Origin of the sequence: Mesorhizobium sp. Primo-A, from assembly GCF_003997175.1 — a bacterium.
Lineage (GTDB): Bacteria > Pseudomonadota > Alphaproteobacteria > Rhizobiales > Rhizobiaceae > Mesorhizobium > Mesorhizobium ciceri.
Genome location: NZ_RZTG01000009.1, coordinates 177256 through 202302, shown reverse-complemented (window position 1 = coordinate 202302; position 25047 = coordinate 177256). Strand labels below are relative to the sequence as shown.

General features: G+C 64.1%; 34 protein-coding genes and 1 tRNA gene. 17 read left to right on the top strand and 18 right to left on the bottom strand.

All coding sequences use genetic code 11. The features are described from left to right. The first annotated feature begins 28 nt into the window (after positions 1-28). Positions 29-1087 carry a Gfo/Idh/MocA family oxidoreductase gene (locus tag EOC83_RS18345; protein ID WP_063168573.1) on the top strand — a complete coding sequence of 353 codons (1059 nt, stop codon included), beginning with the start codon at positions 29-31 and terminating at the stop codon, positions 1085-1087. Positions 1088-1253: 166 nt separating this feature from the next. Here EOC83_RS18345 and EOC83_RS18340 read toward each other — a convergent pair whose 3' ends face one another. After that, entirely contained in the window at positions 1254-1853 is a 600-nt protein-coding gene (locus tag EOC83_RS18340) for a DUF922 domain-containing protein (protein WP_063168572.1), read from the bottom strand. Between the two features lie 114 nt (positions 1854-1967). Between EOC83_RS18340 and EOC83_RS18335 the strand changes: the two genes are divergently transcribed. Further along, the gene (locus EOC83_RS18335; protein ID WP_224621167.1) at positions 1968-2462 is read left to right on the top strand and encodes a hypothetical protein; all 495 of its coding nucleotides are present in this window, start codon (positions 1968-1970) and stop codon (positions 2460-2462) included. A gap of 71 nt (positions 2463-2533) precedes the next feature. On the opposite strand, the gene EOC83_RS18330 is transcribed toward EOC83_RS18335, so the two are convergent. Then, complete coding sequence (locus EOC83_RS18330) at positions 2534-3970, bottom strand: PLP-dependent aminotransferase family protein (protein WP_082826687.1); 1437 nt, start codon at positions 3968-3970, stop codon at positions 2534-2536. A 35-nt stretch (positions 3971-4005) separates the two neighbouring features. Between EOC83_RS18330 and EOC83_RS18325 the strand changes: the two genes are divergently transcribed. From EOC83_RS18325 to EOC83_RS18315, 3 genes are all read left to right on the top strand, one after another. Further along, the gene (locus EOC83_RS18325) at positions 4006-4758 is read left to right on the top strand and encodes a pyridoxamine 5'-phosphate oxidase family protein (protein WP_063168570.1); all 753 of its coding nucleotides are present in this window, start codon (positions 4006-4008) and stop codon (positions 4756-4758) included. Positions 4759-4822: 64 nt separating this feature from the next. Then, positions 4823-5275: a GNAT family N-acetyltransferase gene (locus tag EOC83_RS18320; protein ID WP_063170279.1), complete on the top strand. Its 453-nt coding sequence runs from the start codon at positions 4823-4825 to the stop codon at positions 5273-5275. A gap of 175 nt (positions 5276-5450) precedes the next feature. Further along, positions 5451-6650, top strand: a complete 1200-nt coding sequence (locus tag EOC83_RS18315; protein WP_032807972.1) for a PLP-dependent aminotransferase family protein — start codon at positions 5451-5453, stop codon at positions 6648-6650. On the opposite strand, the gene EOC83_RS18310 is transcribed toward EOC83_RS18315, so the two are convergent. Next, entirely contained in the window at positions 6627-6929 is a 303-nt protein-coding gene (locus EOC83_RS18310; protein WP_224621166.1) for a hypothetical protein, read from the bottom strand. The genes EOC83_RS18315 and EOC83_RS18310 overlap by 24 nt on opposite strands. Before the next feature lie 318 nt (positions 6930-7247). Here EOC83_RS18310 and EOC83_RS18305 point away from each other — a divergent pair, with 318 nt between their 5' ends. From EOC83_RS18305 to EOC83_RS18280, 6 genes are all read left to right on the top strand, one after another. Next, positions 7248-7676: a VOC family protein gene (locus EOC83_RS18305; RefSeq protein ID WP_013530756.1), complete on the top strand. Its 429-nt coding sequence runs from the start codon at positions 7248-7250 to the stop codon at positions 7674-7676. Positions 7677-7862: 186 nt separating this feature from the next. Next, on the top strand, positions 7863-8378 hold the full coding sequence (locus tag EOC83_RS18300) for a hypothetical protein (RefSeq protein ID WP_013530757.1): 516 nt from the start codon (positions 7863-7865) through the stop codon (positions 8376-8378). 232 nt (positions 8379-8610) lie between these two features. Continuing rightward, positions 8611-9228 (top strand): C39 family peptidase, encoded by a 618-nt coding sequence (locus EOC83_RS18295; RefSeq protein ID WP_024501618.1) that lies wholly within the window; start codon positions 8611-8613, stop codon positions 9226-9228. A gap of 24 nt (positions 9229-9252) precedes the next feature. Beyond that, complete coding sequence (locus EOC83_RS18290; RefSeq protein WP_063168569.1) at positions 9253-10341, top strand: D-alanine--D-alanine ligase family protein; 1089 nt, start codon at positions 9253-9255, stop codon at positions 10339-10341. A gap of 152 nt (positions 10342-10493) precedes the next feature. After that, entirely contained in the window at positions 10494-12473 is a 1980-nt protein-coding gene (locus EOC83_RS18285) for an AI-2E family transporter (protein WP_063168568.1), read from the top strand. A gap of 79 nt (positions 12474-12552) precedes the next feature. Continuing rightward, entirely contained in the window at positions 12553-13041 is a 489-nt protein-coding gene (locus EOC83_RS18280; RefSeq protein WP_027160744.1) for a GNAT family N-acetyltransferase, read from the top strand. A 57-nt stretch (positions 13042-13098) separates the two neighbouring features. Here EOC83_RS18280 and EOC83_RS18275 read toward each other — a convergent pair whose 3' ends face one another. From EOC83_RS18275 to EOC83_RS18260, 4 genes are all read right to left on the bottom strand, one after another. Next, positions 13099-14100 (bottom strand): aldo/keto reductase, encoded by a 1002-nt coding sequence (locus EOC83_RS18275; protein ID WP_063168567.1) that lies wholly within the window; start codon positions 14098-14100, stop codon positions 13099-13101. A gap of 79 nt (positions 14101-14179) precedes the next feature. After that, the gene (locus EOC83_RS18270; protein ID WP_013530762.1) at positions 14180-14425 is read right to left on the bottom strand and encodes a DUF982 domain-containing protein; all 246 of its coding nucleotides are present in this window, start codon (positions 14423-14425) and stop codon (positions 14180-14182) included. 130 nt (positions 14426-14555) lie between these two features. Further along, positions 14556-14735 (bottom strand): hypothetical protein, encoded by a 180-nt coding sequence (locus EOC83_RS32840; protein ID WP_024501614.1) that lies wholly within the window; start codon positions 14733-14735, stop codon positions 14556-14558. Positions 14736-14845: 110 nt separating this feature from the next. Further along, positions 14846-15730, bottom strand: a complete 885-nt coding sequence (locus EOC83_RS18260) for a LysR family transcriptional regulator (RefSeq protein ID WP_013530764.1) — start codon at positions 15728-15730, stop codon at positions 14846-14848. Positions 15731-15833: 103 nt separating this feature from the next. On the opposite strand from EOC83_RS18260, the gene EOC83_RS18255 reads away from it, so the two are divergent. Continuing rightward, positions 15834-16703 carry an NmrA/HSCARG family protein gene (locus EOC83_RS18255; RefSeq protein ID WP_013530765.1) on the top strand — a complete coding sequence of 290 codons (870 nt, stop codon included), beginning with the start codon at positions 15834-15836 and terminating at the stop codon, positions 16701-16703. Positions 16704-16783: 80 nt separating this feature from the next. Here the strand turns inward: EOC83_RS18255 and EOC83_RS18250 are convergent, their stop codons facing one another. Then, positions 16784-17101, bottom strand: coding sequence for a hypothetical protein (locus tag EOC83_RS18250; RefSeq protein ID WP_063168566.1), 318 nt, complete (start codon positions 17099-17101; stop codon positions 16784-16786). 278 nt (positions 17102-17379) lie between these two features. Between EOC83_RS18250 and EOC83_RS18245 the strand changes: the two genes are divergently transcribed. Beyond that, positions 17380-17622, top strand: a complete 243-nt coding sequence (locus EOC83_RS18245) for a hypothetical protein (RefSeq protein ID WP_013530767.1) — start codon at positions 17380-17382, stop codon at positions 17620-17622. A gap of 91 nt (positions 17623-17713) precedes the next feature. Here the strand turns inward: EOC83_RS18245 and EOC83_RS18240 are convergent, their stop codons facing one another. The 4 genes from EOC83_RS18240 to EOC83_RS18225 all read right to left on the bottom strand — a co-directional run bounded on the left by EOC83_RS18240 (position 17714) and on the right by EOC83_RS18225 (position 19066). After that, the gene (locus EOC83_RS18240) at positions 17714-17920 is read right to left on the bottom strand and encodes a hypothetical protein (protein ID WP_013530768.1); all 207 of its coding nucleotides are present in this window, start codon (positions 17918-17920) and stop codon (positions 17714-17716) included. 194 nt (positions 17921-18114) lie between these two features. Continuing rightward, positions 18115-18300, bottom strand: a complete 186-nt coding sequence (locus EOC83_RS18235) for a hypothetical protein (RefSeq protein WP_013530769.1) — start codon at positions 18298-18300, stop codon at positions 18115-18117. A gap of 317 nt (positions 18301-18617) precedes the next feature. Continuing rightward, positions 18618-18691 (bottom strand) — tRNA-Gln (locus tag EOC83_RS18230). Between the two features lie 84 nt (positions 18692-18775). After that, complete coding sequence (locus EOC83_RS18225) at positions 18776-19066, bottom strand: hypothetical protein (RefSeq protein ID WP_013530770.1); 291 nt, start codon at positions 19064-19066, stop codon at positions 18776-18778. Between the two features lie 545 nt (positions 19067-19611). Here EOC83_RS18225 and EOC83_RS18215 point away from each other — a divergent pair. Then, on the top strand, positions 19612-20679 hold the full coding sequence (locus tag EOC83_RS18215) for a PAS domain S-box protein (RefSeq protein ID WP_063168565.1): 1068 nt from the start codon (positions 19612-19614) through the stop codon (positions 20677-20679). A 5-nt stretch (positions 20680-20684) separates the two neighbouring features. Here EOC83_RS18215 and EOC83_RS18210 read toward each other — a convergent pair whose 3' ends face one another. Continuing rightward, entirely contained in the window at positions 20685-21623 is a 939-nt protein-coding gene (locus tag EOC83_RS18210) for an alpha/beta hydrolase (protein ID WP_063170278.1), read from the bottom strand. 146 nt (positions 21624-21769) lie between these two features. On the opposite strand from EOC83_RS18210, the gene EOC83_RS18205 reads away from it, so the two are divergent. Together EOC83_RS18205 and EOC83_RS33590 are read left to right on the top strand one after the other, a co-directional pair. After that, a complete protein-coding gene (locus EOC83_RS18205; RefSeq protein WP_013530773.1) occupies positions 21770-22078 on the top strand; it encodes a hypothetical protein in 309 nt (102 codons plus the stop codon). 91 nt (positions 22079-22169) lie between these two features. Next, entirely contained in the window at positions 22170-22304 is a 135-nt protein-coding gene (locus tag EOC83_RS33590) for a hypothetical protein (protein WP_263484935.1), read from the top strand. A 38-nt stretch (positions 22305-22342) separates the two neighbouring features. Here the strand turns inward: EOC83_RS33590 and EOC83_RS18200 are convergent, their stop codons facing one another. The 5 genes from EOC83_RS18200 to EOC83_RS18180 all read right to left on the bottom strand — a co-directional run bounded on the left by EOC83_RS18200 (position 22343) and on the right by EOC83_RS18180 (position 24410). Continuing rightward, positions 22343-22588 (bottom strand): DUF982 domain-containing protein, encoded by a 246-nt coding sequence (locus EOC83_RS18200; RefSeq protein WP_027160738.1) that lies wholly within the window; start codon positions 22586-22588, stop codon positions 22343-22345. Between the two features lie 14 nt (positions 22589-22602). Continuing rightward, entirely contained in the window at positions 22603-22839 is a 237-nt protein-coding gene (locus EOC83_RS18195) for a DUF982 domain-containing protein (protein WP_013530775.1), read from the bottom strand. A gap of 94 nt (positions 22840-22933) precedes the next feature. Next, positions 22934-23377, bottom strand: coding sequence for a GFA family protein (locus tag EOC83_RS18190; RefSeq protein ID WP_013530776.1), 444 nt, complete (start codon positions 23375-23377; stop codon positions 22934-22936). 171 nt (positions 23378-23548) lie between these two features. Beyond that, on the bottom strand, positions 23549-23728 hold the full coding sequence (locus EOC83_RS18185) for a DUF3606 domain-containing protein (protein ID WP_013530777.1): 180 nt from the start codon (positions 23726-23728) through the stop codon (positions 23549-23551). A gap of 490 nt (positions 23729-24218) precedes the next feature. Then, on the bottom strand, positions 24219-24410 hold the full coding sequence (locus EOC83_RS18180; RefSeq protein WP_013530778.1) for a hypothetical protein: 192 nt from the start codon (positions 24408-24410) through the stop codon (positions 24219-24221). 199 nt (positions 24411-24609) lie between these two features. Here EOC83_RS18180 and EOC83_RS18175 point away from each other — a divergent pair, with 199 nt between their 5' ends. Continuing rightward, positions 24610-25038: a DoxX family protein gene (locus tag EOC83_RS18175; protein WP_063168563.1), complete on the top strand. Its 429-nt coding sequence runs from the start codon at positions 24610-24612 to the stop codon at positions 25036-25038. The last annotated feature ends 9 nt before the right edge of the window (positions 25039-25047 follow it).

Below are 25047 nucleotides of genomic sequence, written 5' to 3'. Positions count from 1 at the left end.
TCCGGCATCTCACCCCAAGGAGCAAATAATGCGGCTTTTGATACTCGGCACCGGCTGGATGGCGCAGGAACATGCCCGGCGCTTCAGCGCCATCGAGGGCGTCGACATTGTCGGCGCAGTCGATGTCGATCCGGCGCGGGTTGGCGAGTTCGCCGACAGCTTTGACATTCCCAACCGCTTTACCGGGCTGGAGGAGGCGCTGGCATGGGGCGAGTTCGACGCGGTGGCCAATGTCACGCCCGACCGCATCCACCACCCGACCACCATGGCGCTGATCGCCGCCGGCAAGCCGGTGCTGTGCGAAAAGCCGCTGGCCGAAAACTTCGGCAAGGCGACCGAGATGGCCGATGCCGCCGAGGCCGCCGGCATCGTCAACATGGTGAACCTCACCTATCGCAATGTGGCCGCGCTGCAGAAAGCGCGCCAGATGGTGCAAGCGGGCGAGATCGGCACGGTCAGGCATGTCGAGGCGTCCTACCTGCAAAGCTGGCTGGTGTCGAAATTCTGGGGCGACTGGCGCACCGATCCGAAATGGCTGTGGCGGCTGTCGCGCGGCCACGGTTCCAATGGCGTGCTCGGCGATGTCGGCATCCACATCCTCGATTTCGCCAGCTATGGCGCAGCCGTCGACATCGACCATGTCTTCTGCCGGCTGCGCGCCTTCGACAAGGCGCCCGGCAACCGCATCGGCGACTACGGACTCGACGCCAATGACAGCTTCGCCATGACGCTGGATTTTTCCAACGGCGCCTTCGGCGTGGTGCATGCCAGCCGCTGGGCAACAGGCCATCTCAACGAACTGCGTCTGCGCATCTATGGCGAGAAGGGCGGCATCGAAGTGGTGCACAATCTCGACGGTTCGACGCTCAAGGCATGCGTGGGGGAGAATGTCGAGAACGCCATATGGGAAGAGCTCGACCCCGGCACGGTGGAGACCAACTACCAGCGTTTCACTGACGCGGTGCGCACGGGCGTGCAGGCCGAACCGTCCTTCCGCCATGCGGCCGAATTGCAGAAGGTGCTGGATCTGGCCGTGGTGTCGGACGAGAAGCGGGCCGAGCTGAGAGCGAACGCGGAAACGCGGTGAGGGCTCGCACCTCGCGCCCATACCGCAGTAGCTGGAAGGGGCCGAGTTCTGTCAGACTCCCCTCTGGCCTGCCGGCCATCTCCCTCGCAAGGGGGGAGATCGGCAGCTTCAATTGCTGCGCCTGGTAAGTCATCAGTGCCCGCCTCCTGATCCGTGTCAGGTGGCTTCAGGGGCCGGTCACGAGCGAAAAAACCAGTTTCTGCAAATTGCCGCCATTGCCGAATTCTATACGGTCGAAGTCGCGGCTTGCCTGCACCCGCGCCTTCGAGATCGCGTCGAGCCGCTTGACCACCTCGGCCCTGGTCTTGCTGCATTTGGGATCGTCGGCGACGGTCAGGCCGTCCGTCGCGGCTTGGATGTCGTGGACCATCTGGACCATGCTGGCGCCATGCACCTTCTCATGGGCGGCGACGCCGGCGATGAAGGTGTCCCAGTTCTTCTGGACGGCGGGCGGGAGGGAGCGGGAGGGTTTCGGCAAAGTGTAGGTGACGATCAGCTTCGGCCGCCCGGCCGTCAGCACGCAGTCCTTGCCGCTGGGCTTGTAATCCCTTAGCCCCCAGGTCAGCTTGAAATTGGTGTAGGCGATGGCGCGGGCAATGCCGAGCTTTGGCCCTTTCTCGCCGATCGAGCGGTAGAGTTCGGCGCCGGACTGGCCCGAGATCGCGTAGGGCTCGATCTTCTCGACCGGCTTCCACTCGGCATGAGCGGTGAGCGGCAAGGCCAGCAGGGCGGCAAAGGACAGACACAGGCGAATGCAGGCTCTCAATCCAACTCTCCGCGAAACAGGACCGGCTGCCGCAAGGGGCAATGCCATCGGATCGCTTTTTCCTATATGCTTGCGACGGGCGCTGCAAATGCCCTGAAGGCAGTTGGGGGAGCCATGAGAGTTGCACATCTCGTCGTCGCCGGTGCGGTAGCGGTCCTGCAGGCCGCGCAACCGGCGTTTGCCGCGTCGTGCGGCGGCTGGAGCGCCAGGATGGAGGAAGACGAGGGCGGCAGCGTGCTGACGGCCTCGGTCTGCGGCGGGCCGAAAGGCGATGCGTATCTGATGCTGACCTGTTTCGACACGCCGGTGCTGAGCTACGATCTCGGCGCCAACGGCCGGCAATTGGAGCCTGGCATCAGCGGTTCGTTCGCGTTCAAGGCCGACGGCAAGACGGTAACTAAGGCGCTGCAGCTGGAGGCCATGTACAACTACTTCGTGGTCAACCTGGCGAAAGCCGATCCGCTGCTCGACCTGTTGCGCGGCAAGGGCGATGTGTCGGTCAGTTCAGCCAAATATGGCGAGATCAGCTTTCCGCTGAAGGGTTCAAGCGCGGCCATCGGCAAGGTGCTGGCGCAGTGCGGCAAGGCCCAGCCCGCCGATGGGGATTGAGGACTTCGTCATCCGAAGGCCTCCGAGACGGAGCTGCGCTCCTGCTTCGCCCTAGGATTGTTTGAGCAGGATCAGGTAGTTTGGCGGCCGGGACTGCGGCCCATCACCCCACCCAGTCGTACCGTCGCGGCCATCAGTTCCTCGTCCGAAAACCCGGAAAAACCCAGCACCAGGCCTTGCCGGGACGCCCCGCCGATGAACATCGAGGACAAGGCCCTGGCGCCGACACCTGCCGCCTTCGCCGCCTCGACGATCGCCGTGTCCGGCCCGGCGTGCTTCAGCGTCGCCATCAAGTGCAGCCCCTGTTCGGGCACGGTTACCTCGAGGGCATCGCCGCAATGCGTCTCGAGGCCGGCGACCAGCACGTCGCGCGCGGCTTGCACCCGGCGGCGCACGCGCCTGAGATGCGCGGCGAAATGGCCCTCGTTCAACAGGTCGGTCAGCGCGCCTTCGGCCAGCGTCGAGGGGAAGCGGTCGGAGCGCGCCCTGACCGCCATCACGGCATCGAGCAGCGCTTCGGGCACCACGACATAGCCGATGCGCAGGCCGGGGAAGAGGATTTTCGAGAAGGTGCCGAGATAGGCGACACGGCCCGAGCCGTCCATGCCCTGCAGCGAGGTCAGCGGCGGGCCGGCATAGCGGAACTCGCTGTCGTAATCGTCCTCGATGATCCAGGCATCGTTGCGCCGCGCCCAGTCGAGCAAAGCGAGACGGCGGCGCATCGTCATCGTCACGCCGAGCGGATATTGATGCGAGGGCGTGACATAGGCCGCGCGCGCCTTGGAGCACAGGCTTTCGCCGATCTCGGGATCGAGCCCTTCCGCGTCGACGGGTACGCCAAAAACCGTGGCCCCGCTGCCGGCCAGCACGGCGTGCGCCATGGGATAGCAGGGGTTTTCGATCCAGACGGCATCGCCGGGACGAAGTGCTGCACGCACCAGGAGATCGAGCCCCTGCTGCGTGCCCGACGTCAGCACGATCTGGCCGGCGTCGCAGCGCACGCCGCGTGCGGTCCTGAGATAGGTGGCAATTGCCGTGCGCAGCGGCAGGCCGCCGCGCGGGTCGCCATAGCGGAAATGCTCCGGTCCGGGGCGGGTGAGGTGGCGCGACAGAAGGATGCGAAACATATCAAGCGTGCGCGGATCGGAGACCGCAACGCCAAGGCCGCAAGGTAGCGACGCCGCGACGTCGATCTCCGCTGGACGCGGCTTGATCAGCGTCAGCGGCAGATGCGGCACATCAGGCGCGACGAAGGTGCCGGCGCCGACCTTGGCGACCGCAAACCCCTCCGAGATCAGCATTTCGAAACAGGCAACCGCCGCCGAACGCGACAGGCCGAAGCGCTGTGCGAGATCCCGGGTGGTCGGGAGTTTCGCCCCGGTGGCCAGCGCGCCGGTCTCGATCAGCCGCCTGAGCGCCGCATAAAGCTCGCGGCTGCGCGGGCCGTCGCCCGGCAGGACCGGGATCAGCGCCGACCAATCCGGAAAATTGGTCCGGTTTTTCTTCATGGGATTGGTTCTTTTATCGACCAATGTCATGGCGCATGGTTGGCAGACGACAACCAAGGATGCAAGCCGTGAACGACACGCCAGCCAGTTTTCCGACCACCAGCCGCAACCGCGTCAAGCGCCTGCACGAGCGCGGCAGCTACGACCATGCGGCAGTCTTCGCGGTGCTGGATGCCGGGCTGCTGTGCCATGTCGCCTATACGTTCGATGGCCAGCCCTATTGCACGCCGACCATCCACTGGCGCGAGGACGACATGCTGTACTGGCACGGCTCGTCGGCCAGCCGCATGCTGCGCAATCTGCGCGGCGGCACGCCGGCCTGTCTCACGGTGTCGCATCTCGACGGGCTGGTGCTGGCGCGCTCGGGCTTCAACCATTCGGCCAACTACCGCTCGGCGATGTGTTTCGGCACGGCGCGAATCGTCGACGAGCCGCAGGAGAAACTGAAGGCGCTGGCCGGCGTCGTCGACCGTTTCTATCCCGGCCGGAGCGAGACCCTGAGGCCGATCTCGGCGCAGGAGGCCAAGGCGACGACGGTGATCGGCATGCGTATTGAAGAGGCATCGGCGAAGGTACGCGCCAAGGGCGTCGGCGACGACGAGGAGGATTACGGGCATCCGGTTTGGGCCGGCGTCATCCCGGTGCGGATGGTGGTCGGCGCCGCCGAGCCGTGTCCGAGGCTGATGCCTGACATGGAGCGGCCGCGGAACCTGGCTGGATATGCCGAGGGCGCGCGGCTCGATGAGGCGCTGACGCAGGCGCAGCGGGTTTATGAGGGCGAAGTTTAGCCCGCGCCTAGTGGGAACGTATTCAAATCTTGCCGCTGCCGCCGCCTCGCGATATCTCGACACCATGATCACCTTCCGCCGTGCGCAGGCCTCCGACCTGCCTGATATCGTGGCCATGCTGGCCGACGATCCGCTTGGCGCCGGCCGCGAGGACGCTTCCTTGCCGCTGGCGCAAGGTTATGTCGACGCTTTCAACGCCATCGACGCCGATCCCAATCAGCTGCTGGCGGTGGCCGTGGATGGCGGCGAGGTGGTCGGCACCTTGCAGGTAACTTTCCTTGCCGGGCTCTCGCGCAAGGGCGCGTGGCGCGGCCAGATCGAGGCGGTTCGGGTCGCCGGCCACAGGCGCTCGGACGGCATCGGCAGGCAGATGATCGAATGGGCGATCGACGCGTGCCGCGCGCGCGGCTGCGGCCTCGTTCAACTGACCACCGACAAAGGGCGGGCGGACGCGCATCGTTTTTACGAAAGCCTCGGCTTCACCGGCAGCCATCTCGGCTACAAGAAGAGCCTTTAGGCGGTCGGAAAACGCTGCAACACTTTTGTGGAACTGCTCGCGGCGTTCGAGCAGTGCGCCAGTGCTGGCGCATTCGGGAAACCGTTCAGGCACACTTCAATTCGCGGCCAAGAGGGGATATAGGTCAGTCAAGTTGACCTATATTGCAGCGTCGGGGAGGCGTGCCGTGACCCTTATGAACCTGTTGGCTTCGCGCTCGTCGCGCATGAAAGCGTCCGAAATCCGCGAGCTGCTGAAGCTGCTCGACCAGCCGGACATCATCTCGTTTGCCGGCGGTATTCCCGATCCGGCGCTGTTCCCGGCCGAGGCGATCCGCGACGCCTATGCCGATGTGCTGGGTGGCGCCGAGGCGGGCGCGGCGCTGCAGTACCAGGTCTCGGAAGGCTATCTGCCTTTGCGGCGCTGGCTCGCCGGGCAGATGGGCAAGCTCGGCGTCGCCTGCGACGAGGCCAACATCTTCATCACCTCCGGCTCGCAGCAGGCGCTGGATTATCTCGGCAAGCTGTTCCTGTCGCCGGGCGACACCGCGCTGGTGACGTGGCCGACCTATCTCGGCGCGCTGCAGGCTTTCAACGCCTATGAGCCGCGCTACGACCGGCTGACCCCGGCCGGCGGCAACATGACGCCCGATGCCTATCGCGCGGCGGCGGCCGCCAATGGCGGCAAGGCCAAATTCGCCTATCTGGTGCCGGATTTCGCCAACCCGACCGGCAACACGCTGAACCGTGAGCAGCGCGAGGCGGTGCTCGACCTTGCCGGCGAACTCGACATCGCCGTCATCGAGGATGCCGCTTACCGCGCGCTGCGCTATGACGGCGAGGGCGAGCCGCCGATCCTGGCGCTCGATTGTGCCCGGTCCGGCGGCATCGACAAGGCGCGCACGCTCTATTGCGGCTCGTTCTCGAAGATCCTGTCGCCGGGCATGCGGGTCGGCTGGGTGTGCGCGCCGCGCCACATTGTCGAGAAGCTGGTGCTGATGAAGCAGGCTTCGGACCTGCACAGCCCGTCGATCAACCAGGTGGTGATGCATCGCGTCGCCGAAGCCGTGTTCGAAGGCCAGGTGGAAAAACTCATCGACGCCTATCGCGAGCGCCGCGACGGGCTGCTCTCGGCACTGGAAGCCCACATGCCCGAAGGCGTGACCTGGAGCCGCCCGGAAGGCGGCATGTTCGTCTGGGTGACACTGCCGGAAGGGGCCGACGCCACCGAGCTTCTGGCTCGGTCGGTGAAGGAAGCGCGGGTCGCCTTCGTGCCGGGCAACGCCTTTTATGCCGATGGCACCGGGCGCAACACACTGCGGCTGTCCTTCACGCTCGCCGACCGGCGCGCGGTGAGCGAAGGCATTCCAAGGCTAGCCGCCATCCTGAAGGGATAGGCCGGCGCTGGAAGCCGGCTTTTCCTCCGCCGTTACAGTCACCAGCCGCTCAAGCTTTGAAAGCCTGGTGCGAGCGAGCTTGCGGACCGGCCTTTCGAAACCTTCTTCGCCGTTTTCGACGACGAAGACCAAGGTCATGAAATCGAGCATGAATTCGTCGATGGCTGCCGCGACCTCGCGCGACCTGCCCTTGAACCGGCGCAGCAGAGCGGTTGCTTCCTCGATATCGTCGACACCGGCGCTGTCGACCAGCGCTTCGAGCCTCTGAAAACAATCCAATCGCAATTCCTCCCACCGCGCCACCAAACCCGGTTGCGAGCGGAAGGTTCCAAACTGTGAGTGGTCTCGCGAAGAAATCGCCTCCACTGCTTGAATTCCGCGGACGGGCCATCGGCAATTTTTTTGTTCGGGTGGAACCTCCGCGGCCAACAAAGGTTCTTACCAGGTCTGATCCCCCCTCAGACCCCTGAAGGCTAGACATGCTTTCCAAAGGCCCGCCGGATCCCCTCCCGGTGGGCCCTTTGTCTGCTGGGAAGTATCCGCATTGACGACGCCCTATCCCAACCTAAATTCGAACCCACACGAGGAGGCGTTTTCATGGAAACCCAGGAATTGCATCGCGGCCGGCTCATCGACCACATCCAACTGGTGGTCAGAAACCTCGCGGCCAGCCGGCGTTTCTACGAGGCGGTCCTGCAGGCGCTCGATGTCCCGATCGGCGGTAGCGGCGCCGACTTTTTCTGGGCCGACGAGCTGTTTGTCTCCACTGCCGACAGCCGGGCCGCACAGGGAAAACTCACCGGCCGCCATCACCTGGCTTTCCAGGCAAGGGACCACGCCATGGTCGACGGCTTCTACAAGGCCGGGCTGGCGGCCGGCGGCACGGACAATGGCGCGCCGGGCGAACGGCCCTATCACCCCGGCTATTACGCCGCCTTCCTGCTCGATCCGGACGGCAACAACATCGAGGCCGTCCATCACGGCCCGCATCGTCGCAGCGCCGCTTCGGTGAAGATCACCTTCTAAGCTGCCGATATTCAGCCGGCCGGGATCGCGGACGCATGGGCGATGCTGGAGAGAGGCTGCCTTGCGTTGCCAGATCGGTGGCCCCGATGCTAACCGTGCAAATGGCGGGCGGGAATCGGTCCCGAAGCAACGTCCGCCACAAATTTTCAATAAAACTCCCCTTACCCCCGTGGAGATATTTTTTTTATGCAAAACCCAGCAAGGGCGATCTGTGCCGCCACGCTTCTATTTGCAATCGGGGCCGTTGGCCTCACAAGTATATCATCTTTTGCTTATATTTCATCGGCGCAGGCCCAGGAGGAATATCTTCCGACCGAGAAGGATTTTGTCGGCAAATGGAAACTCAACGGCGGAGCCATCCGGCCGCCGCGCGATATGAAGGATGCGCCGACACCGGAACAGGAAGCGGCCGCCAGTGAGTTCCAGCAGACGGTGACCGCGTTTTACGGGGCGTTCGATTATCTGGAGATCACGGCGGACGGCCGCTACAATTTTCACCAGCCCGGGGATCCGACGTCGGGGCCTTGCGTCTGGTGCGGAACCTGGTCGTTCAGCAAGAGTTCGGCGTGGCTCGAGCTGGATACGGCGCCCCGGCTGGATATCTACGCCAAGGACGGCGACATGCAGATGACCTACACTGTCGAACCCTACGAAAAATCGAAATATGCGTGGCTGGTTTTCGGCTGGGCGAAGGCCGAGTAGGCGGCGCGCAGCATTCACCACGTTCGTCATCCTCGGGTCTCCGCGACGGAGCTTCGCTCCTGCTCCGCCTGTGGATGACGAAGGCGGGAGAGGCTTCCGCTAACCCCGGAGTCAGCGATGGTTGACCGAAACGGAAGATGACATCTTCTGGGTCGCGCCACTGAATGTCACGGCTTTTCATCCATCTCGTATCCTCGTATACGAGATGGAACCAGCCGACCGAGGAGACCGCATGAGCCCGCCGCCTGAAACCGTGCCGTTTTTCAGCCAGTGGGAAACGCCTGACATGACGCTGGACGTGCTCGCCGACGGCGCGGATGTTGCGCTCAGGCGCGATCCGCTGTGGAGGCGATCCGGGGCGGAGACCCTCGACGAATACGCAATCTGGGCCGCCAACATCTGCGGCATGGCCTGCCTCAAGATGATCCTGGCCAGCCGCGGCGAGATCGTGCCGACGATCGAACTTGCCAGGCGCTGCACCTTATATGGCGGCTATGTCGTCAATGAGGGATCGATCAAGGGGCTGATCTACGCGCCCTTCGTCAGCTTCGTGAAGGAAGCCTTCGGCCTGCGCGCCGAGGTGATGACCAATGTCGCCACATCAGACATTCCGGCGATCATGCAGCGGACGCGCTTCTTCATCGCGTCGGTCAGCAGCTCGATCCGCTGGCCCGAGCGAGAGCCGCCCTCGAAGGGCGGCCATCTGGTGCTGATCACCGCGGCATCCGACGAAGGTTTCCGCTTTCACAACCCGTCCGGCCATGAGCCCGCCACACAGGCAGACGCAGTGTTGTCACCGGCCGATTTCGACCGCTTCTTTGCCAATCGCGGCATTGCCGTCGCCATTTGATTTTTTGACAGTCGAGGGATTTCGATGACCGACAAGACAAGAGTGGCCATCCTCTATGGCGGGCGTTCGGCCGAGCACGACGTGTCGCGCCTTTCGGCCGCCAATGTGCTGAAGGCGATCGACCGCACGCGCTACGATATCGTGCCGATCGCCATTTCGCGAGGCGGCAGGTGGCTGCTGCAACAACTCGATCGCGCCGCGGCGATCGGCGATGAGGCGGCAGGGGCGCCGGCCTCCGAAGACGGCCCGGAGGTTGCTTTGTTGCCCGGAGGCAAGGGCCGGCTGGTTGCGGTGTCGCGGGATGGTACGCAGCCTGAGCTGCCCCCCATCGACGTCGTGTTCCCGGTGCTGCACGGGCCGTTCGGCGAGGACGGCTCGGTGCAGGGCTATGCCGAGGTCGCCGATGTCGCCTATGTCGGCTGCGGCATTCTCGCCTCGGCCGCCGCCATGGACAAGGACGTCGCCAAGCGGCTGATGCGCGAGGCGGGACTGGCGGTTGCCCGCTCCGTCACCGTGCATCGAAACGGCAAGCATTCCTTCCAGGAGATTGCCGGGACGCTCGGCCTGCCTTTCTTCGCCAAGCCGGCGCGCCAGGGCTCGTCCTTCGGGGTCAGCAAGGTGAATGACAGGGACGGCTTCGAGCAGGCCATCGACACGGCTTTCCGCTACGACGGCAAAGTGTTGATCGAGGAATTCGTCGAGGGCCGCGAGATCGAGTTCTCGGTGCTGGAGCGCGCCGACGGGTCGCTGACGGTGTCGCTGCCCGGCGAGATCATTCCGGCCGGCAAGCACGGCTTCTACACCTATGAGGCCAAATATCTCGATGCCGACGGCGCGCTGGTCAAGGTGCCCGCCGATGTCCCGGCCGATGTGGCCGAAAAGGCCAGGGATATGGCGCGGCAGGCGTTCCAGGCGCTTGGCTGCGAAGCCATGGCGCGCGTCGATTTCTTCCTGCGCGCCGACGGCAGCCTGCTTGTCAACGAGGTCAACACCATTCCCGGCTTCACCGACATCTCGATGTATGCCAAGGCGCTTGCCGCCTCAGGCATCGGCTACAGCCAGACCATCGACGTGCTGATCGAGCACGCGCTGGCCAGGCATGCGGCGCGCTGATCCGATCGGGCGAGCCTGACTTCCATTTAGCCCTTCGGGAGCGGCCGGTGCGGGCCGGATCATTGCCTGTGAGCGAGGCGTATTTCATCGTTGGCTAAAGTTGCACGTCCGCTCTATATGCCCGATCATGGCATTTGGCAGGGAGGCATCACGTGGCCAATCGTCGAAACGGCACGGCGTCTCCGGCTGATGGGCTGGGGGACGCCCTTTCAGCGGCCGCGCCCCATCCGCGAACCTCTTTGCCCAATGTGGCGGCCATCGTCACGACAGTGGCGGCACTGTATTTCGGGCGCGAGGTTTTCCTGCCGATCGCCATCGCGCTGCTGCTGACCTTCGCACTGGCGCCGCTTGTCGCAGCGCTAAAAAAGGTCGGCATTCCCCGGATTGCCGCCGTCATCGCCAGCGTGCTCGGCGCCTTCGCGGCGCTTGGCCTGTTCTCCTTCATCGTCGCCACGCAGGTCAGCGAACTGGCGCAGAACATCCCGGTCTACCAGACCAACATCCTGACCAAGATCCGCTCGCTCAAGGAGACCGGGGGCGGGATCCTTGCCAGACTGAGCAAGGTGGTCGAGCGGGTCGGCCAGGAGATCGACAGGCAAGACCCCTCGCTGCCGGCCGCCGCCCCGGAAAAGCCGCCGCGCGAGCCGGTGCCGGTCGAGATCGTCGCGCACGAAAGGCCGCTTCAGGTCCTGCAGAATGTCGTCGGGCCGCTGATCAGCCCGCTTGGGTCGGCCGGGCTGATCATCGTCGTCGTCATCTTCATGCTGCTCGAGCGGGAGGATCTGCGCGACCGCTTCATCCGGCTTGTCGGCTACGGCGACCTCCACCGCACCACCGAGGCGCTTCAGGATGCCGCCAAACGGGTGGGCCGCTATCTCCTGATGCAATTGGTCGTCAACATCGTCTACGCCATACCGATCGCGATCGGGCTCTGGGCCCTCGGTATTCCCAATGCGCTGCTGTGGGGGCTGCTGGCACTGGCGCTGCGTTTCGTTCCCTATATCGGCCCGATCATAGGTATGCTTTTGCCGCTGTTCCTGGCGCTGGCCGTGGCACCGGGCTGGTCGCTCGTGCTGTGGACAGCCGCCCTGTTCGTGGTGATGGAACTGATCACCGGCAATGTCATCGAACCCTGGCTCTACGGTTCGCGGACGGGACTGTCGCCGCTGGCGATCATTGTCGCGGCGATTTTCTGGACGTGGCTCTGGGGGCCGCTCGGGCTGATCCTGTCGACGCCGCTCACTGTCTGCCTGGTGGTGCTGGGCAGGCACGTGCCGCAGTTTGAATTCCTGGACGTGCTGTTCGGCAACGAGCCCGTGCTCGAACCCCATGCGCGCCTGTACCAGCGGCTGCTGGCCGGCGATCCGGAAGAAGCCACCGATCATGCCGAGGAGATGCTGGAGGAGAAATATCTGGTCGAATTCTATGACAAGGTTGCCATTCCGGCGCTTCTGCTGGGCGAACAGGACCGTGTGCGCGGCGTCATGGGCGATTTGCAAAGGCGGCAGGTGGCGGCCAGTGCCCTGATGCTGGTCGCCAATCTCGACGACAGCGCGCAGGAGGAGGCAGGCGAGGAGGAGGGGCCGTCCGTGGCCGCAGAGGCGAGCGACGATGACGATCCCGGCGGGGAGGACGAGACCGAACTGCCCGATGGCACGGATATGTCCGTGCTTTGCGCCGGGGGGCGTGGCGAGCTCGACGACGCCGCTGCCGCGATGCTGGCGCAGGTGCTGGAGGTCCAGGGCGCGACGGTGTCGAAAGCCAGCTTTGCCGATATGGAACCCGCCGGCATTCGCCGCCTTGAGCTCGAAACCGTCGACACCGTCGTGGTCGGATTCCTGAACCGGGATTCCATCAAGCACGCCCGCTTTCTGGTCCGCCGGCTGAAGCGTGCGAAGGCCGCACTTCGGGTGGGAATCGTGTTCTGGTCGGAGGCCGACAGCGAGGACAAGGAGACGGCGGGCAAACTGGCGCGTGACATGAACGCGGATTTCGTGGCGCATGGCATGGTCGACGCCGTGCTGGGCGCGCTGTCAAACGAGCCGCCGGTCGCGCTCAAGCTTGTCGCCAAACGGCGCATGCGGCGACAGCGGGCCGCGTCCAAGAAGGTTACCGCGGCAGCGGCGGGTTGACCGAAATCGGCGGAAGGCCCATGGAACCAGGCGGCCCTCCGCGCGGCCTTACGGATTAGCTACCCGTCGGCGGTGAGAAATGCTCGAAATTCGCCCAGCCCAGGAAGCCGACCGGTCGGCGATCGTGCAACTGTGGCATCAGGGCTGGCATGATGCCCATGCGCATCTGGTTCCAGCCGAAATCCTGGCGTACCGAACGCCGGCGCATTTTGCGCTGTGGCTGGAGCAATCCACCGATGCCTTCCATGTGGCGGCTGCCGATGGATTGCTTGGCTTCGTCTCGATAAACGGGGCGGAGCTGGTCAAACTCTATGTAAGCCCGCAGGCACGGGGAAGCGGAACCGCCCGCGATCTGCTGTCTTATGCCGAGCATCTCTTGTGCGAACAGGGCGTGGCGGAGGCCGAGCTTTTCTGCACGGCGGGAAATGTCCGCGCGCAGAGATTTTATGCCCGCGAAGGATGGCGCTTGAACCGCAGCTTCGAAGACGCACTTTGGCTGCCGGATGATGTCGCCGGCAGGTTCACCGTGGAAACCCACTGCTATCGGAAGCATCTGGGCTTTCGTTAGCATCACTATTCGGAACGAGCTTGGCGAGATTGTCGCGGACGCTGGAGCAGGCGCCCCCTACCGGTCGACCATCGCCATGCCCCGCTCGGTATAGCGCGGGCCGGAGATTTTTCCCGGCGCGAGCGCTTCGTTGAGCGCGGCCATCTCGGCGGCATCGAGTTTGATAGCGGCGCCGGCGACGTTCTCTTCCAGGTATTTTCTGCGCTTGGTGCCGGGGATCGGCACGATGTCGATGCCAAAGCCGTCGCCCTTCGCCAGCAGCCAGGCCAGCGCGACCTGGCCGGGCTTGACGCCGCGGGCAGCGGCGATGTCGCTCACCTTGGCGGCCGCCTCGACATTGGCGTCGTAGTTTTCGCCCTGGTAGCGCGGGTCGTTGCGGCGATAATCGCCGTCGGGATAGTCTTCCGCACGCTTGACCTGGCCGGTGAGAAACCCTCGGCCGAGCGGCGAGAACGGCACCAGGCCGATGCCGAGTTCGCCAAGCAGCGGGATGATCTCCGGCTCCAGATTGCGCTCCCACAGCGAATACTCACTCTGCAACGCCGACACCGGATGCACGGCATGCGCCCGGCGGATGTTGGCTGCACCCGCTTCCGACAGGCCGAAGAAGCGCACCTTGCCTTGCGCGACGAGTTCGCCGACGGCGCCCGCGACATCCTCCATCGGCACCGCCGGGTCGACGCGGTGCTGGTAGAGCAGGTCGATACGGTCGGTTCCGAGGCGGCCGAGCGAGGCTTCCACCGCCTCTCGAATGTGCTCGGGCCGGCTGTCGGTTCCGGTCTGCTTGCCGTTTTCGATGCGGAAGCCAAATTTCGTGGCGATCGTCACCAGGTCGCGCTTGCCCTTCAATGCCCGGCCGAGCAGGGCTTCGTTGTCGTAAGGGCCATAGACTTCGGCGGTGTCGAGGAAGGTGCAGCCGAGGTCGATGGCACGGTGCAGCGTGGCGATGGATTCGGCCTCGTCGGCCGGGCCATAGGACTGGCTCATGCCCATGCAGCCGAGGCCGATAGCCGAGACCTGCAGCCCCTGGCTGCCGAGCTTGCGTGTTTTCAGGGTCATGGCAGGCGTTCTCCGGAGGGGGCGCAGCGATTATAGCGTCAGCAGGTTCAATCGATACGCCTATTAGATCACGATGTGGCTATTCGATCAGGATGTGGGCTTCGCGCGCTGCTTCGACGAGCGCCGCCCTGGCGACGTCGGGGGCAACATCGCCGCTCGTCGCCCGCTGGCAGGCGCGCAGTGCGGACCGATGCTTCGGGCTGCCTGCGTCACGCCAATGTGTGGTGAGCAAATCAATGGCCTGCTGTGTGTTGGACAGATGATGGATGGAACCGGTGACGCCGACCGAAACCGCCACAGGTTTGGAGAACCATGCCGTTTGCATTGGAACCACCTCAATTGGGCTGAAGCAATAAACGCTTATGGCCGCTCAAGGTTTCGTCGCTACCAATCAATCTGGCGTGATAGATTGCCGATACCCCCAGCGGCATTGGGCCCCACATTGTCCGCGGGGCTCACATGTTCGAGGCGACATCGCGGGTGGGCGGTGTTTTGGGTTTGTGGGCGGCGCGTTGCCGCGTCGCCTGGTGGGCAGGGCGGGGTTTGACCGTGTTCACGGTCGTGGGCGCCTGCGCCTTGCGGCGCTTGAGCCAGTTGGCTGACAGTTCGGCAAGGAGACTGCGCAAGTCTTTCACGACGTCCTCCTCTTGTAGGGCGACAAGGTAATTGCCGTCGCCCCAACTTGTTCCACCGCAAACTCCTTCCGCCAAAAATAAAAGTTCTTGCCGGCGAAAGCGGTCGGGCATCACCTGCCGATATAGGCGGCCAGTTCGTCCGGCGTCCCGTTCGGGAAGGCCTGTTTCAGAAAATCCAGGAACGCCGACACGCGCGGGCTGAGCAGCCGCCGGGAGGGGTAGAGCGTCCAAAGAGCGATCTCAGGGGCGTCGATGTCCCCCCAATTCACCAACGTGCCGTCAGCCAAATCGTGGGCCACCAACGAAATGGGAAGACGTGCCGCACCGACCCCCGCCCGCACCGCATCGCGCACCATAATGAGCGTTCCCAAAGCGAGGACCGGCTCGATTTTGATCGTCGACCGGCCACCCTCGGTCTTCACGTGCCATGTTTGCCGTTCGCCTTTCCCGCGCGCAACGGCAGGGGCCGGTCCACCGGTGCGAGGAAGGTGAGGGCTCGCCACGACGACCAGCCGGTCGCGGAGAAACGCCCGTCCGACCAAGCTTTCGTCGGGATCCGGGTTGACCCGGATCACCAGGTCGTAGCCTTCCTCGATCATGTCCACAGCCCGGTCCTCCGTCGTGACCTCCAGCCTCACCTCCGGAAATTTGAGGGCAAATCCCGCGGCGATCCTCCCCATCGCGGTCTGAGAAAAAAGCAGGGGCGCGCTGATCCGCAGTCTCCCCTTGGGTCTTTGACCGCCCGAGGCGATCGCCGCGGCCGTCTCGTCCAGTTCGGCAAGCAACGCCCCCGTCCGCTCGAAAAGCGCCCGTCCTTCCTCGGTCAGCTTCAGGTTACGCGCACCCCGTTCAAACAGGCGCAGGTCAAGGCTGCTCTCCAAGTCTCCAACGCGCCGCGACAGGGTTGCCTTGGGCCGGCCGGTGGCCCGTGCCGCCTTGCCGAAACCGCCATGGCGGGCAACGAGGTTGAAATCGGTGAGGGCCAGAATATCCATAGGTGTTCCACCAGTGAGACGGTGCGTCTAAAATTTCGGTCTGTTTGAGTGTTTGTGAGCCACACATATTGGGCCTGTCAAGCAACCCAACAGGAGAAATTCCATGACCATCCTCGTTACCGGCGCCACAGGCAATGTTGGCCGCCAAGTCGTCGAGCACCTCGTCAAGCGCGGCGCCGACGTCCGTGCTCTCGTCCGCGATCCGTCGAAAGCCAGCTTCCCGGCGGGCGTATCGGTCGCGCAAGGCGACTTTCTCGATGTCGATTCACTGCGCAAAGCCATGTCCGGCGTTTCCACCCTGTTCCTCTTGAACGCCGTGGTGCCGGACGAATTCACCCAGGCTTTGGTCGCGCTGAACGTCGCCCGATCGGCGGGCATCGAGCGGATCGTCTATCTCTCGGTGATCCATGCCGACGTGTATGTGAACGTGCCGCATTTCGCCGGCAAGTTCGGCGTCGAGCGAATGATCGAGCAGATGGGCTTCCAGGCTACGATCCTGCGCCCGGCCTATTTCATCCAGAACGACCTGATGATCGAAGACGTCATCACCGGCTATGGCACCTACACAATGCCGATCGGCGCCAAAGGTCTCGCCATGGTCGACGTGCGTGATATCGCCGAGATCGCCGCTCTCGAGCTGCTGCGCCGCGAACGGTCCGCGGAGCCGCTTGCGCTCGAGCGGATCAACCTCGTCGGTCCGCAGACACTGACCGGGACGGATATCGCGGCCATCTGGTCCGACGTGCTCGCCCGGCCGATCAGCTACGGCGGCGACAACACCGAAGGTTTCGAGCAGAATCTCAAGCAGTTCCTGCCTGCCTGGATGGCCTACGACATGCGCTTGATGGGCGAACGGTTCCTGACCGACGGCATGCTGCCCGAGGCCGGCGACGTGGAGCGCCTGACCGCGCTTCTGGGCCGCCCTCTGCGTCCCTATCGCGACTTCGCCTCACAAATCGCCGGCTCCGCCTGACGGAACGGCTCCGGTCATCATCCGGTTCAGAAACAGCAGGGCGGCCTTTTGAGAAGGCCCCCTGTTCAGCCGGTACCGTCTTACTGCAGGGTGGCCGGACCAGGCCCGTCGCGTTGGGCGATCATCCGCCCGCCATCGTCGCCACCGAGACCATCCACGAACAGGCCAGCCACGCCGTCGAAATTGGTGAGCCCGTCGAATTCAATTGCGGCGCCAATCAGCTGGGCTGCCTGGAAGACAATGTATTCGACGTCCTCGAGGGCGATGTTTTCGGCCAGGTTCCTGACCCTTACATGTTCCGCCACCGCCGTGATACTGACGATGCCGGTCTTCCTGAAGGCGATCTGGACCGCTGAACGGACGTCATCGCGCAGTCGCGCCGAGTAATCATACCGCATCGAAACCTCCCAAAGGGAACGGTTTTCTGTTCAGGTTGCACAATGCGGCAGGGGCTTCATCTTGGCAAGTCACGAATTAAATAATATCTAAACAAATCAGCTAGTTAGCATAGTTATGCAAGTATGCGCCTTACGCCGAATACCATCAGGCTCATCATGCGCATGAGAAGCAGTTCACTCATCCCGAGGTCTTGACGCGCTAGGAGCGCTTTCCTAACTATTAGGTAAGCGAGTTGAATACTCATTCGAGGTATCGGGATCCTGAGCGAGGGAGCGCGATGACTGAACTGGAACGCCCGGAACGGTTGCAGATCATGCTGACGTCAGACGAGCTGGCTGCGCTGGAAAACTGGCGCTTCGACAAGCGTATGCCGAGCCGTTCGGCCGCGGTCAGGGAATTGCTGCGGCGCGGTCTTGCCTCAGACGGCTTCCTGACGGCGGAGCAAGGGGCGAAGTCGCAAGACTTCGGTATCCTGCCAACCGCCGGCGGCAACGGCATTTCCGAAAGCGGCAAGGAGTAGCGGTTCACCGCGCGTGAGCCGCTCCAGTCCTTTCAGGCTGCCGGTCGCCGCAACGCGGTGCCGGCCGGCCCAGCGGACCATAACTCTCGATTCAGAGGATGTTGGTCGTCACTTCGACGACGATCGCGGCACCTTCCAGGCTGCCATTGGTGACGTGCACGACACGCGATACCCGCAGATCCTGCGTGGTTCCATCGATCGACAGCGCAACGCTTTCGCCGATCCGCGGAACCGCCTGAAAAACCGCGTCCGTGGCCTCCGGCCGGTTGTCGATCGATATGCGGCAGTTGACGGTCATGAGATGTCTCCTGTGTCGGCCCGGTGGTCAACGCGGGGTCCGCGAAATGGTTTCAGGAGCCGGATGCAACTTAACGGCGCCCAGATCCGTAAAACACTAATTGCTCCATTGTTCATCGTAACGGAGCAACAGGGCTCGCTGGGGGCGTTGGGGCTGCCCCGGCGAGCTTGATCCGCCTTGCCGGGGGCGTGGCGTCACCGGGGTATGGAGACGAGTTTCGGCGCCCGCAATTCCCCGGCCATCCTTGCCGCCTGGAAAATTGTCATCAAAACCAGGATGGGCTCACCCTCGGTCGGGTTGATGGTCAGCACGACGCGGCCAAGCTCGTCGCTCATGCCGCAAGACCAGTCCTTGACGGCTATCACCTTTCTCGCGGCCATATGCCGTTCTCCTGCACGGGAGGTTCTCTGCCGGCTACGCCGTCTGGAGTTGGTCGACAGAACCTTCGCCTGACATTGCAAGCAGCCGAAATGCGGCAAATGCGGCCAATATCATGAAAACCGCCGTGACGTTCAGGGACATCGTCGACGCAAGCACGCCCCCGTCAAAGCAACTCAGTTCCATGCGCTCTACCCCTTCAAGCCACTGACGGCCTGGATGATGATCCTGCTTCGAGTGAAATACAAGCGCGCGCTAATGTGCTGAAGCCGGCTGGCCAGTCTGCGCGCGGCTTCGAACCAGCCAAGCGCTTGGTTGCTGGTTCCCGCTCAAGGGCTCGAACCTCGATTCACGCCTTCAAAGGGCGCTGTCCTACCATTAGACGAAGCGGGAAAATGCACGTTGCGCCCCACCCCTAGCCGGTTCGCGCGCCGGGATCAACGCACTGCGGCGGCAAAGCCGATTGGAAGCGCGGTGTCAGTCCGGAAAGTTGGTGACAGGTTCCTCGCAGCGGTAGACCGGGCAGCTGCCGTCACGGGTCGGGACATAGGCCGACATCGGCACCTCCGGCCAGTCGCATTCGTTGCCGAACTGCCTGACATAGCGATCATAGGTGTTGGGGCCTGTGGTCAGCACCACGGCATGGCGGCTTTGGAGCAGTTGCCGGAGCTGGTCGCAACTCATCGTGCGGGTGTCGGGCCTGGCTTCGGCGAGGCCGGTCGCGGCCAGCAGGATCGCTGCCGTCAAGGCAATTCGGCGCATTGGCATGGCTGTTCCTCGAATGGACATATCGGCCGAAACTCGCATCCCGCCGGGTGGTTCCGCAACCGCCGGCTCGCCGTCTGTGGCAGCGCAACCAAATGGTCCGTCGTGCATTGCTGGGGATGGATGGCAGGAAGCCCTACAAAACTCCGCAATGGCGGCCCGGAAGCGGGGATCGCGAGGCCATGTGCTGTTCCTTCTGCGGCGGGCGCGACCACAGCTATGAGGACTGTCCGCAAAGGAATCCCGACGCCGATGCAGTGCCCGTTGCGCCGCCCAACGACGCCGGCTCCGAAAAAGCAGGCCGATGAGACGGACAGGGCGAAGCGGTCATCGGGCTTACAGCAGCTCGACTGGATCGGCATTTACGGCCGCAGAGGCATTGCCGAGATGGAGGGCCGGGCATTATCGTGACATGCGTGTCCGCGACCGCAAATGCGGAATGCTGCGCACCGACTGCAACCAAAATGCCCGGTCAGGCATTTCTAGCAGGAGGGGAATCCTCACGCAGACGCTGGCGGGAGGCGGCAAGGTGGGGCCACGACGGGGCAATGACAGAATTGGCAAGCGTCGATAGCCTGCTCGAAATCACTGCCCACGCTCGGCTGGCGGCGATTGTCGATTCGTCCTTCGACGCCATCGTCAGCAAGGACCTGAACAGCATCATCACCAGTTGGAACGCGGCGGCGCAACGCATGTTCGGCTACACCGCCGAAGAGGCCGTCGGCCGCTCCGTACTCATGCTCATCCCCGATCATCTCAAGGATGAAGAGACCGACATCATCAGCCGGGTTCGCAGGGGCGAGCTCCTGGCCAGCTATGAGACGATCCGCCGGCGCAAGGATGGCGGCCTCATCGCCGTGTCGCTGACCATTTCGCCGATCAGGAACGCGTCCGGCGAGATCATCGGCGCATCGAAGATCGCCCGCGACATCACCGCCAGCAAGGAGAGCGAGCGCCGGATCAGGCTTTTGCTCCGCGAGGTGAACCATCGCGTCAAGAACCAGTTCGCGGTGATCCTCTCGATGATCCGGGAGACCAGCAAACGCTCGACCGATCCGCGCGAGTTCGAGGAGATGATCCGTTCCCGCATCATGGCGCTGTCGCGGTCGCACGATCTGCTGGTGAACTCGGAATGGGCCGGCGCCAGCCTCTTCGACCTTGCCCAGGAGCAGCTCAAGCCGTTCGGCCACGAGGCGCGGGTATCGCTTTCCGGACCGCTTTTGACCCTGCAGCCGAATGCCGTGCAAAATCTCGGCATGGCGTTTCATGAACTCGGCACCAACTCTTCCAAATATGGCGCGCTGGCGAGCGAGGCCGGGCGGCTGGAGATCACCTGGCGGATCGTCGAAGGCGCTTCGGACAAGCTGGAAATCCATCTGCTCTGGGACGAGACGATGCCGGTGCGTGAGGGAGAGCGGCCCGGGGGGCGGCAAGACGAAAGCACGCGCAAGGGTTTCGGCACCGTCGTCCTGCAACGGGTCGCGCCGCAATCGCTGAACGGCTTGGCGGTGCTGGATCGCAGCCCGGGCCATCTCAGCTGGTCGCTGACGGCGCCGCTGGATTCGATCATCGTTCCGCAGTTGGGCGCCGACCTGCCTGAAACCGAAACGTCCTGAGCCCATCAAGGGGAGGGCGAAGGTAACTCCGATCGCACGGAGATGCCGTGACTGGTTTCGCCGAAGAAGCCGGCCAGCAGATCGGCCGTCCGCGCCGGGTCCTCCTCGGGGAAGAAGTGTCCACCCGGCATCGCCTGTCCGCGCACGTCGTCGGCCCAGCCGCGCCACAGCGCCAGTGGTCCGCCTTCGCCGGCATACCAATCCGCCAACGCGCCCTGACCGCTCCATAGCGCCAGCAGCGGGCAGCGGATGCGCCGGCCGGCTGCCTTGTCGGCATGGTCATGCTCGCGGTCGAGCGTGGCTGCCGCCCGATATTCCTCGCAGATGGCATGGGCGTGGGCAGGCGTACGCAGGGCCTCCACATAGGCCTGACGCACTTCGGCTGGAAACGCCGATGGCTGTGAGCCCCAGCCGTTGAGCGCATTGTCGACGATCGCCTCGGCGGCGCCGGACAGGATCTTTTCCGGCAATGGCTCGGGCTGCGCCAGCAGCGACCATGGCCAATAGCCCAGCGCCAGCCTGGCGTCGGCGCGGTCCCAGGCATCGGCGGTCGGCACGATGTCGAGGACGGCGAGCCTGTCGATGCTGCCCGGATGGTCGAGCGCCATGCGGTAGGCGACACGCCCGCCGCGATCATGGCCGGCGACCATGAAGCTGCTGAAACCCAGCTTCTCCATCAGCCTCACCAAATCGTCCGCCATGGCGCGCTTGGCATAGGGTGCGTGGTCCGGAGTGGACGCCGGACAGGAGCTGCCGCCATAGCCGCGCAAATCGGCGCAGACGACGCTGAACCGGCTGGCCAGAGCGGGCGCGATGTCGCGCCACATCAGATGCGTCTGCGGAAAGCCGTGCAGCAACAGCAATGGCGGCCCGGTCCCGGCACGCAGGCAGAATATGCCGGCATCGCCGGTGTCGATTTCCGCGCCTTGAAAACCTTCGAACATGACCGCCTCCGGCACGCGCAACGGCCGGCGAACGGGTTTGGTTGCAATGCCGCCCGGCGACGCGGCCAACCTTTTTCGTCGACAGGCGTTGTCCCTGTGAAGGGAAGGTCGCCGCAGGCGACCGTGAAAGAAAGAAGGAGGTAGGGATGAGAACTCTCGCCATCATGCCATTCGGCCTTATGCTGGCGCTGGCAGTGCCGGCCGCAGCCCAGCAGCAGAACGACAGCCAGGCGCCGCAGGCCGACAAATGCAGGGCTCAGACCGGGCAAGAGGCAAAACAGCAGCCTGAAAAGCAAGCCGATGACGGCAATTTGACCGCGAAGCTCAACGACTGCGGCGGCGTGCTGAAACCGCCCCCGACGGGAGACCAGGGCATGGCGGCGCCGGCCCCCGACGAAGGCAAGACGCCGGTGATCAAGCCGGGTGAAGTTCCACCCCAGCCGCCGAAGCAATAAACGCCGGCTCCCTGGTATTATCGCACAAGCTAATGGAACCTCGTTTTCTCGGGAGCGTTTTTCTCACGACTTGGAATTTGGAGAGATTATCGTGAGAGATATTGCAGCCACAGCCACGTTGCTTGCATCGATCGCCATCGTGATTGCATTGATTCTTCTGGTGCCGAAGAGCTTTGGATTCGAAACCTCTCAGCCGATTGTCCAGGGCGAGCTTCCAACGAAATGACAAAGCAGGCGAGGCACGACGTCTGCTTCCTTTGACACCTACCGCACCAAGACGCCGGCGTGGCTGCAGAGCGCTGCGAACGCTTCCTGCGCCTCGGCGGCGCCTGTCTGGGTTTCCAATGCGGCTTCGACCTTCTCGCGCGCCGCCTGGTAGAACGGGCCGCGCTTGGCCTGCGGCCAATCGATCAGGATTTCGCTGGCATCCCTGAGCGTGGCGACGTCGCGGATCGTGTCCGAGCCATGCGGCTTGATCCGCATCGGTGTGGGCAAAATGAGCTCGGACATGTCCTGTTTTCCAACTACTGCAGGAGTTTTGCTTCGCGCGCGGCGTCGATCACCGCCCGCATCGCTTTTTCCGGCGGCGTCCAGCCATCCAGCGCATCGCGGCAGCTGCGCAACGCCGCCCGGTAGCGCCGTCCCTGGCCAGCCGGCCAGTCGCCGAGGCATTCCAGGCCTTCCCAGGCGCTGCGGACGATGCGCTCGCGCTCAGGCGCGAATTTCAGCCTGATGGGGCGGGGAAACATCTTGTCGTTCAACGGTCGTCTCCATGATTGCCGCAAGTCGCCGGGCGACATGCGTGAGAGGCGTCCGGTAACGTCGGCGGCAGGGCAGGGTTCCCTTGCCCGGAGATCAAATCTCTGCGTCGATGTCCGACAGCGATCTCGGCGTCGGCGCTTCGGCGTTGTACGCCGCTGGGCGGTCATGCTCGAACTGTTCGGCGCCGGGCAAAGCGTGCAGCCAGGTCTCGCGCCTGGAGGTCCACAATTCATATTCGGGCACGAGATCGGTCGGCGCGATGTCGAGGCTGCCGATTGCCACCTCGGCCTCGTTGTCGTCGACCCAGGCGACGCGGCCGCCGCATGTCGGGCAAAAGCTGCGCGTGCCATAGGAGCTGACGAGGCCGGTGGTCTCGAAGGCCTCGCGCGGCCAGATGGCAAAGGCCGAATAGACCGAACCGCCGGCCTTGCGGCAATCCTTGCAATGGCACAGGCCGACGCGCAGCGGCGCGCCGTGAACCTCGAACTGCACGCCGCCGCACAGGCAGCTGCCGGTCCTGCGTATGGTGTCGGACATGACAACCTCCCTCAATGCGTGGCGCTGCGGGCCGGGTGGGACAGATGCTCGTCTGCCGTTTCGTTGGCCAGGATGAGAAACCGGGAAAAAGACATCCTGTTCACCGTACCACCAGGCCCGGTTGACGCGGCCCGCAGCGTCTTCAACGCCGCCCAGGCGAAATGGTTTCGGCTAGCCGCGGGCCGCCATATGGGCGTCGAGCTTCTTGCGCGAGGGTCCGTAGCGCTTGATGATGGTCTGTGCCTCGCTTGGCGGAATGCCGTATTTGCGGGCAAAGGCGGCAACCTCGTAGGGCTCTTCGCCCGAGACCTGCTTGCGGTCCTGTTTCGTCTTCGACTTGTCGTCAGCCATCTCAGGCCTCGCTTTCTGTTGTCGGGGAAACGCGCAACCTTCGGCGCCCGCGATCAACACGACATAACACAGATCGGCGCCGCCGGTTCCACCAGGCGACACGGCCAGGCTGCAACCGGCCTGTATCAGGCCGATGGCCGCATCGGGTCGGCGTCGGCAGCGTGGTCGCCGTCACATTCGGAGCATGCCGCGCTGAGGCCGGGGCAGCCGCGCCGGTGGGTGCCGGCAGGGCAACAATGGCCGTTGGAACTCGTCCAGCGCGGACATTGGAAGACCTGGCCAGCGCCGCCGCAGCCGCTGCATTCCAGCGTCGCCGACCCCACGCCACGAGGTATCGCCCCAAACCTGACGCTTGTTCGCAAATTTCAGCCCACCCAAAATTGCTGCACCGGCACACCGCTGCATTAGCCCCGGCTAACAATATCACATTCGTGATTACCAACAAGTTTCAATCGCGATGCGCCGGAGAGCCGTTCGGGCCGGCGTGTCGTCAGGCCGGCTTCAGCCGCATCGCGGCGAGATACATGAGCGCCGAGGCGGCCTGCCCGCGGTCCCAGCCGGCAGCCTCGACCTTGCGGAGCAGGGCGTCGAGATGCGGAGCCAGCATATCCCTGCATTCCTGTTCGTAGGCGGTGCTCATCGCCGGATGCCGCGGTGCGCCGATGGTCAATGCCTTGGCCATGTCCGTTTCCCCCTTTGAGGGAGCAACGCTATACCGTCGGCCGGCAAACCGAAAATCGCTCCTTGCCGTCGGTGTGAGGCTTCGAAGCCTGCTTCGACCCGCGGCAAGCGCCCTGTCGAGAAAAATTGGCCTGGTGTGTCGGATCTGGCGTCCGTCGCGCGTCCTAGGAGCGAGCAACCTGCAAAGCTGGAGAACGAGCATGTCGTCGCAAATCACTCAATCGCCGTGGCAGACCGCGGCCCTTCTCATCGCCCGGCTGATCTTCGCCGGCGTCTTCCTGATGGCGGTGACGTTCAAATTCATGGGCATGGCGGCCACCGCCGGCTATATCGCCGCCGCCGGCTTTCCGTTTCCGCTGTTCCTGGCCTGGTGCGCGGCGATCCTGGAAGTCGCGCTGGTGCTGTGCTTCCTGACCGGCGCCTTCTTCACGCAGGCGGCCCTTGTCGCCGCCGCCTATGTGCTGTTCCTGGCCCTTGCCTTCCACGGACCCAGCCACTGGGCCGGCAACCAGGCCGAGTTCGGCTTCTTCATCGACCATTTTTCGTTCCTGGCCGGACTGCTGTTTGCGGCGGTGCATGGACCGGGCAAGGTGCTTTCGCTCAATTTGGGATGGCCGGGCAGGGCTTGAGGCGAGGGC

Bases quoted from the DNA above. Each gene is read 5' to 3' on its own strand.
- EOC83_RS18245 (WP_013530767.1), top strand. From the start codon at position 17,380: ATGACTGAACTGGAACGCCCGGAACGGTTGCAGATCATGCTGACGTCA.
- EOC83_RS18295 (WP_024501618.1), top strand. From the start codon at position 8,611: ATGAGCCCGCCGCCTGAAACCGTGCCGTTTTTCAGCCAGTGGGAAACG.
- EOC83_RS18270 (WP_013530762.1), bottom strand. From the start codon at position 14,425: ATGCAAACGGCATGGTTCTCCAAACCTGTGGCGGTTTCGGTCGGCGTC.
- EOC83_RS18315 (WP_032807972.1), top strand. From the start codon at position 5,451: ATGAACCTGTTGGCTTCGCGCTCGTCGCGCATGAAAGCGTCCGAAATC.
- EOC83_RS18325 (WP_063168570.1), top strand. From the start codon at position 4,006: ATGGTTGGCAGACGACAACCAAGGATGCAAGCCGTGAACGACACGCCA.
- EOC83_RS18210 (WP_063170278.1), bottom strand. From the start codon at position 21,623: ATGTTCGAAGGTTTTCAAGGCGCGGAAATCGACACCGGCGATGCCGGC.
- EOC83_RS18190 (WP_013530776.1), bottom strand. From the start codon at position 23,377: ATGTCCGACACCATACGCAGGACCGGCAGCTGCCTGTGCGGCGGCGTG.
- EOC83_RS18240 (WP_013530768.1), bottom strand. From the start codon at position 17,920: ATGACCGTCAACTGCCGCATATCGATCGACAACCGGCCGGAGGCCACG.
- EOC83_RS18330 (WP_082826687.1), bottom strand. From the start codon at position 3,970: ATGAAGAAAAACCGGACCAATTTTCCGGATTGGTCGGCGCTGATCCCG.
- EOC83_RS18200 (WP_027160738.1), bottom strand. From the start codon at position 22,588: ATGTCCGAGCTCATTTTGCCCACACCGATGCGGATCAAGCCGCATGGC.
- EOC83_RS18275 (WP_063168567.1), bottom strand. From the start codon at position 14,100: ATGACCCTGAAAACACGCAAGCTCGGCAGCCAGGGGCTGCAGGTCTCG.
- EOC83_RS18215 (WP_063168565.1), top strand. From the start codon at position 19,612: ATGACAGAATTGGCAAGCGTCGATAGCCTGCTCGAAATCACTGCCCAC.
- EOC83_RS18320 (WP_063170279.1), top strand. From the start codon at position 4,823: ATGATCACCTTCCGCCGTGCGCAGGCCTCCGACCTGCCTGATATCGTG.
- EOC83_RS18235 (WP_013530769.1), bottom strand. From the start codon at position 18,300: ATGGCCGCGAGAAAGGTGATAGCCGTCAAGGACTGGTCTTGCGGCATG.
- EOC83_RS18205 (WP_013530773.1), top strand. From the start codon at position 21,770: ATGAGAACTCTCGCCATCATGCCATTCGGCCTTATGCTGGCGCTGGCA.
- EOC83_RS18290 (WP_063168569.1), top strand. From the start codon at position 9,253: ATGACCGACAAGACAAGAGTGGCCATCCTCTATGGCGGGCGTTCGGCC.
- EOC83_RS18250 (WP_063168566.1), bottom strand. From the start codon at position 17,101: ATGCGGTATGATTACTCGGCGCGACTGCGCGATGACGTCCGTTCAGCG.
- EOC83_RS18255 (WP_013530765.1), top strand. From the start codon at position 15,834: ATGACCATCCTCGTTACCGGCGCCACAGGCAATGTTGGCCGCCAAGTC.
- EOC83_RS18180 (WP_013530778.1), bottom strand. From the start codon at position 24,410: ATGGCCAAGGCATTGACCATCGGCGCACCGCGGCATCCGGCGATGAGC.
- EOC83_RS18300 (WP_013530757.1), top strand. From the start codon at position 7,863: ATGCAAAACCCAGCAAGGGCGATCTGTGCCGCCACGCTTCTATTTGCA.
- EOC83_RS18345 (WP_063168573.1), top strand. From the start codon at position 29: ATGCGGCTTTTGATACTCGGCACCGGCTGGATGGCGCAGGAACATGCC.
- EOC83_RS18225 (WP_013530770.1), bottom strand. From the start codon at position 19,066: ATGCCAATGCGCCGAATTGCCTTGACGGCAGCGATCCTGCTGGCCGCG.
- EOC83_RS18280 (WP_027160744.1), top strand. From the start codon at position 12,553: ATGCTCGAAATTCGCCCAGCCCAGGAAGCCGACCGGTCGGCGATCGTG.
- EOC83_RS18260 (WP_013530764.1), bottom strand. From the start codon at position 15,730: ATGGATATTCTGGCCCTCACCGATTTCAACCTCGTTGCCCGCCATGGC.
- EOC83_RS18335 (WP_224621167.1), top strand. From the start codon at position 1,968: ATGAGAGTTGCACATCTCGTCGTCGCCGGTGCGGTAGCGGTCCTGCAG.
- EOC83_RS18175 (WP_063168563.1), top strand. From the start codon at position 24,610: ATGTCGTCGCAAATCACTCAATCGCCGTGGCAGACCGCGGCCCTTCTC.
- EOC83_RS18185 (WP_013530777.1), bottom strand. From the start codon at position 23,728: ATGGCTGACGACAAGTCGAAGACGAAACAGGACCGCAAGCAGGTCTCG.
- EOC83_RS18305 (WP_013530756.1), top strand. From the start codon at position 7,248: ATGGAAACCCAGGAATTGCATCGCGGCCGGCTCATCGACCACATCCAA.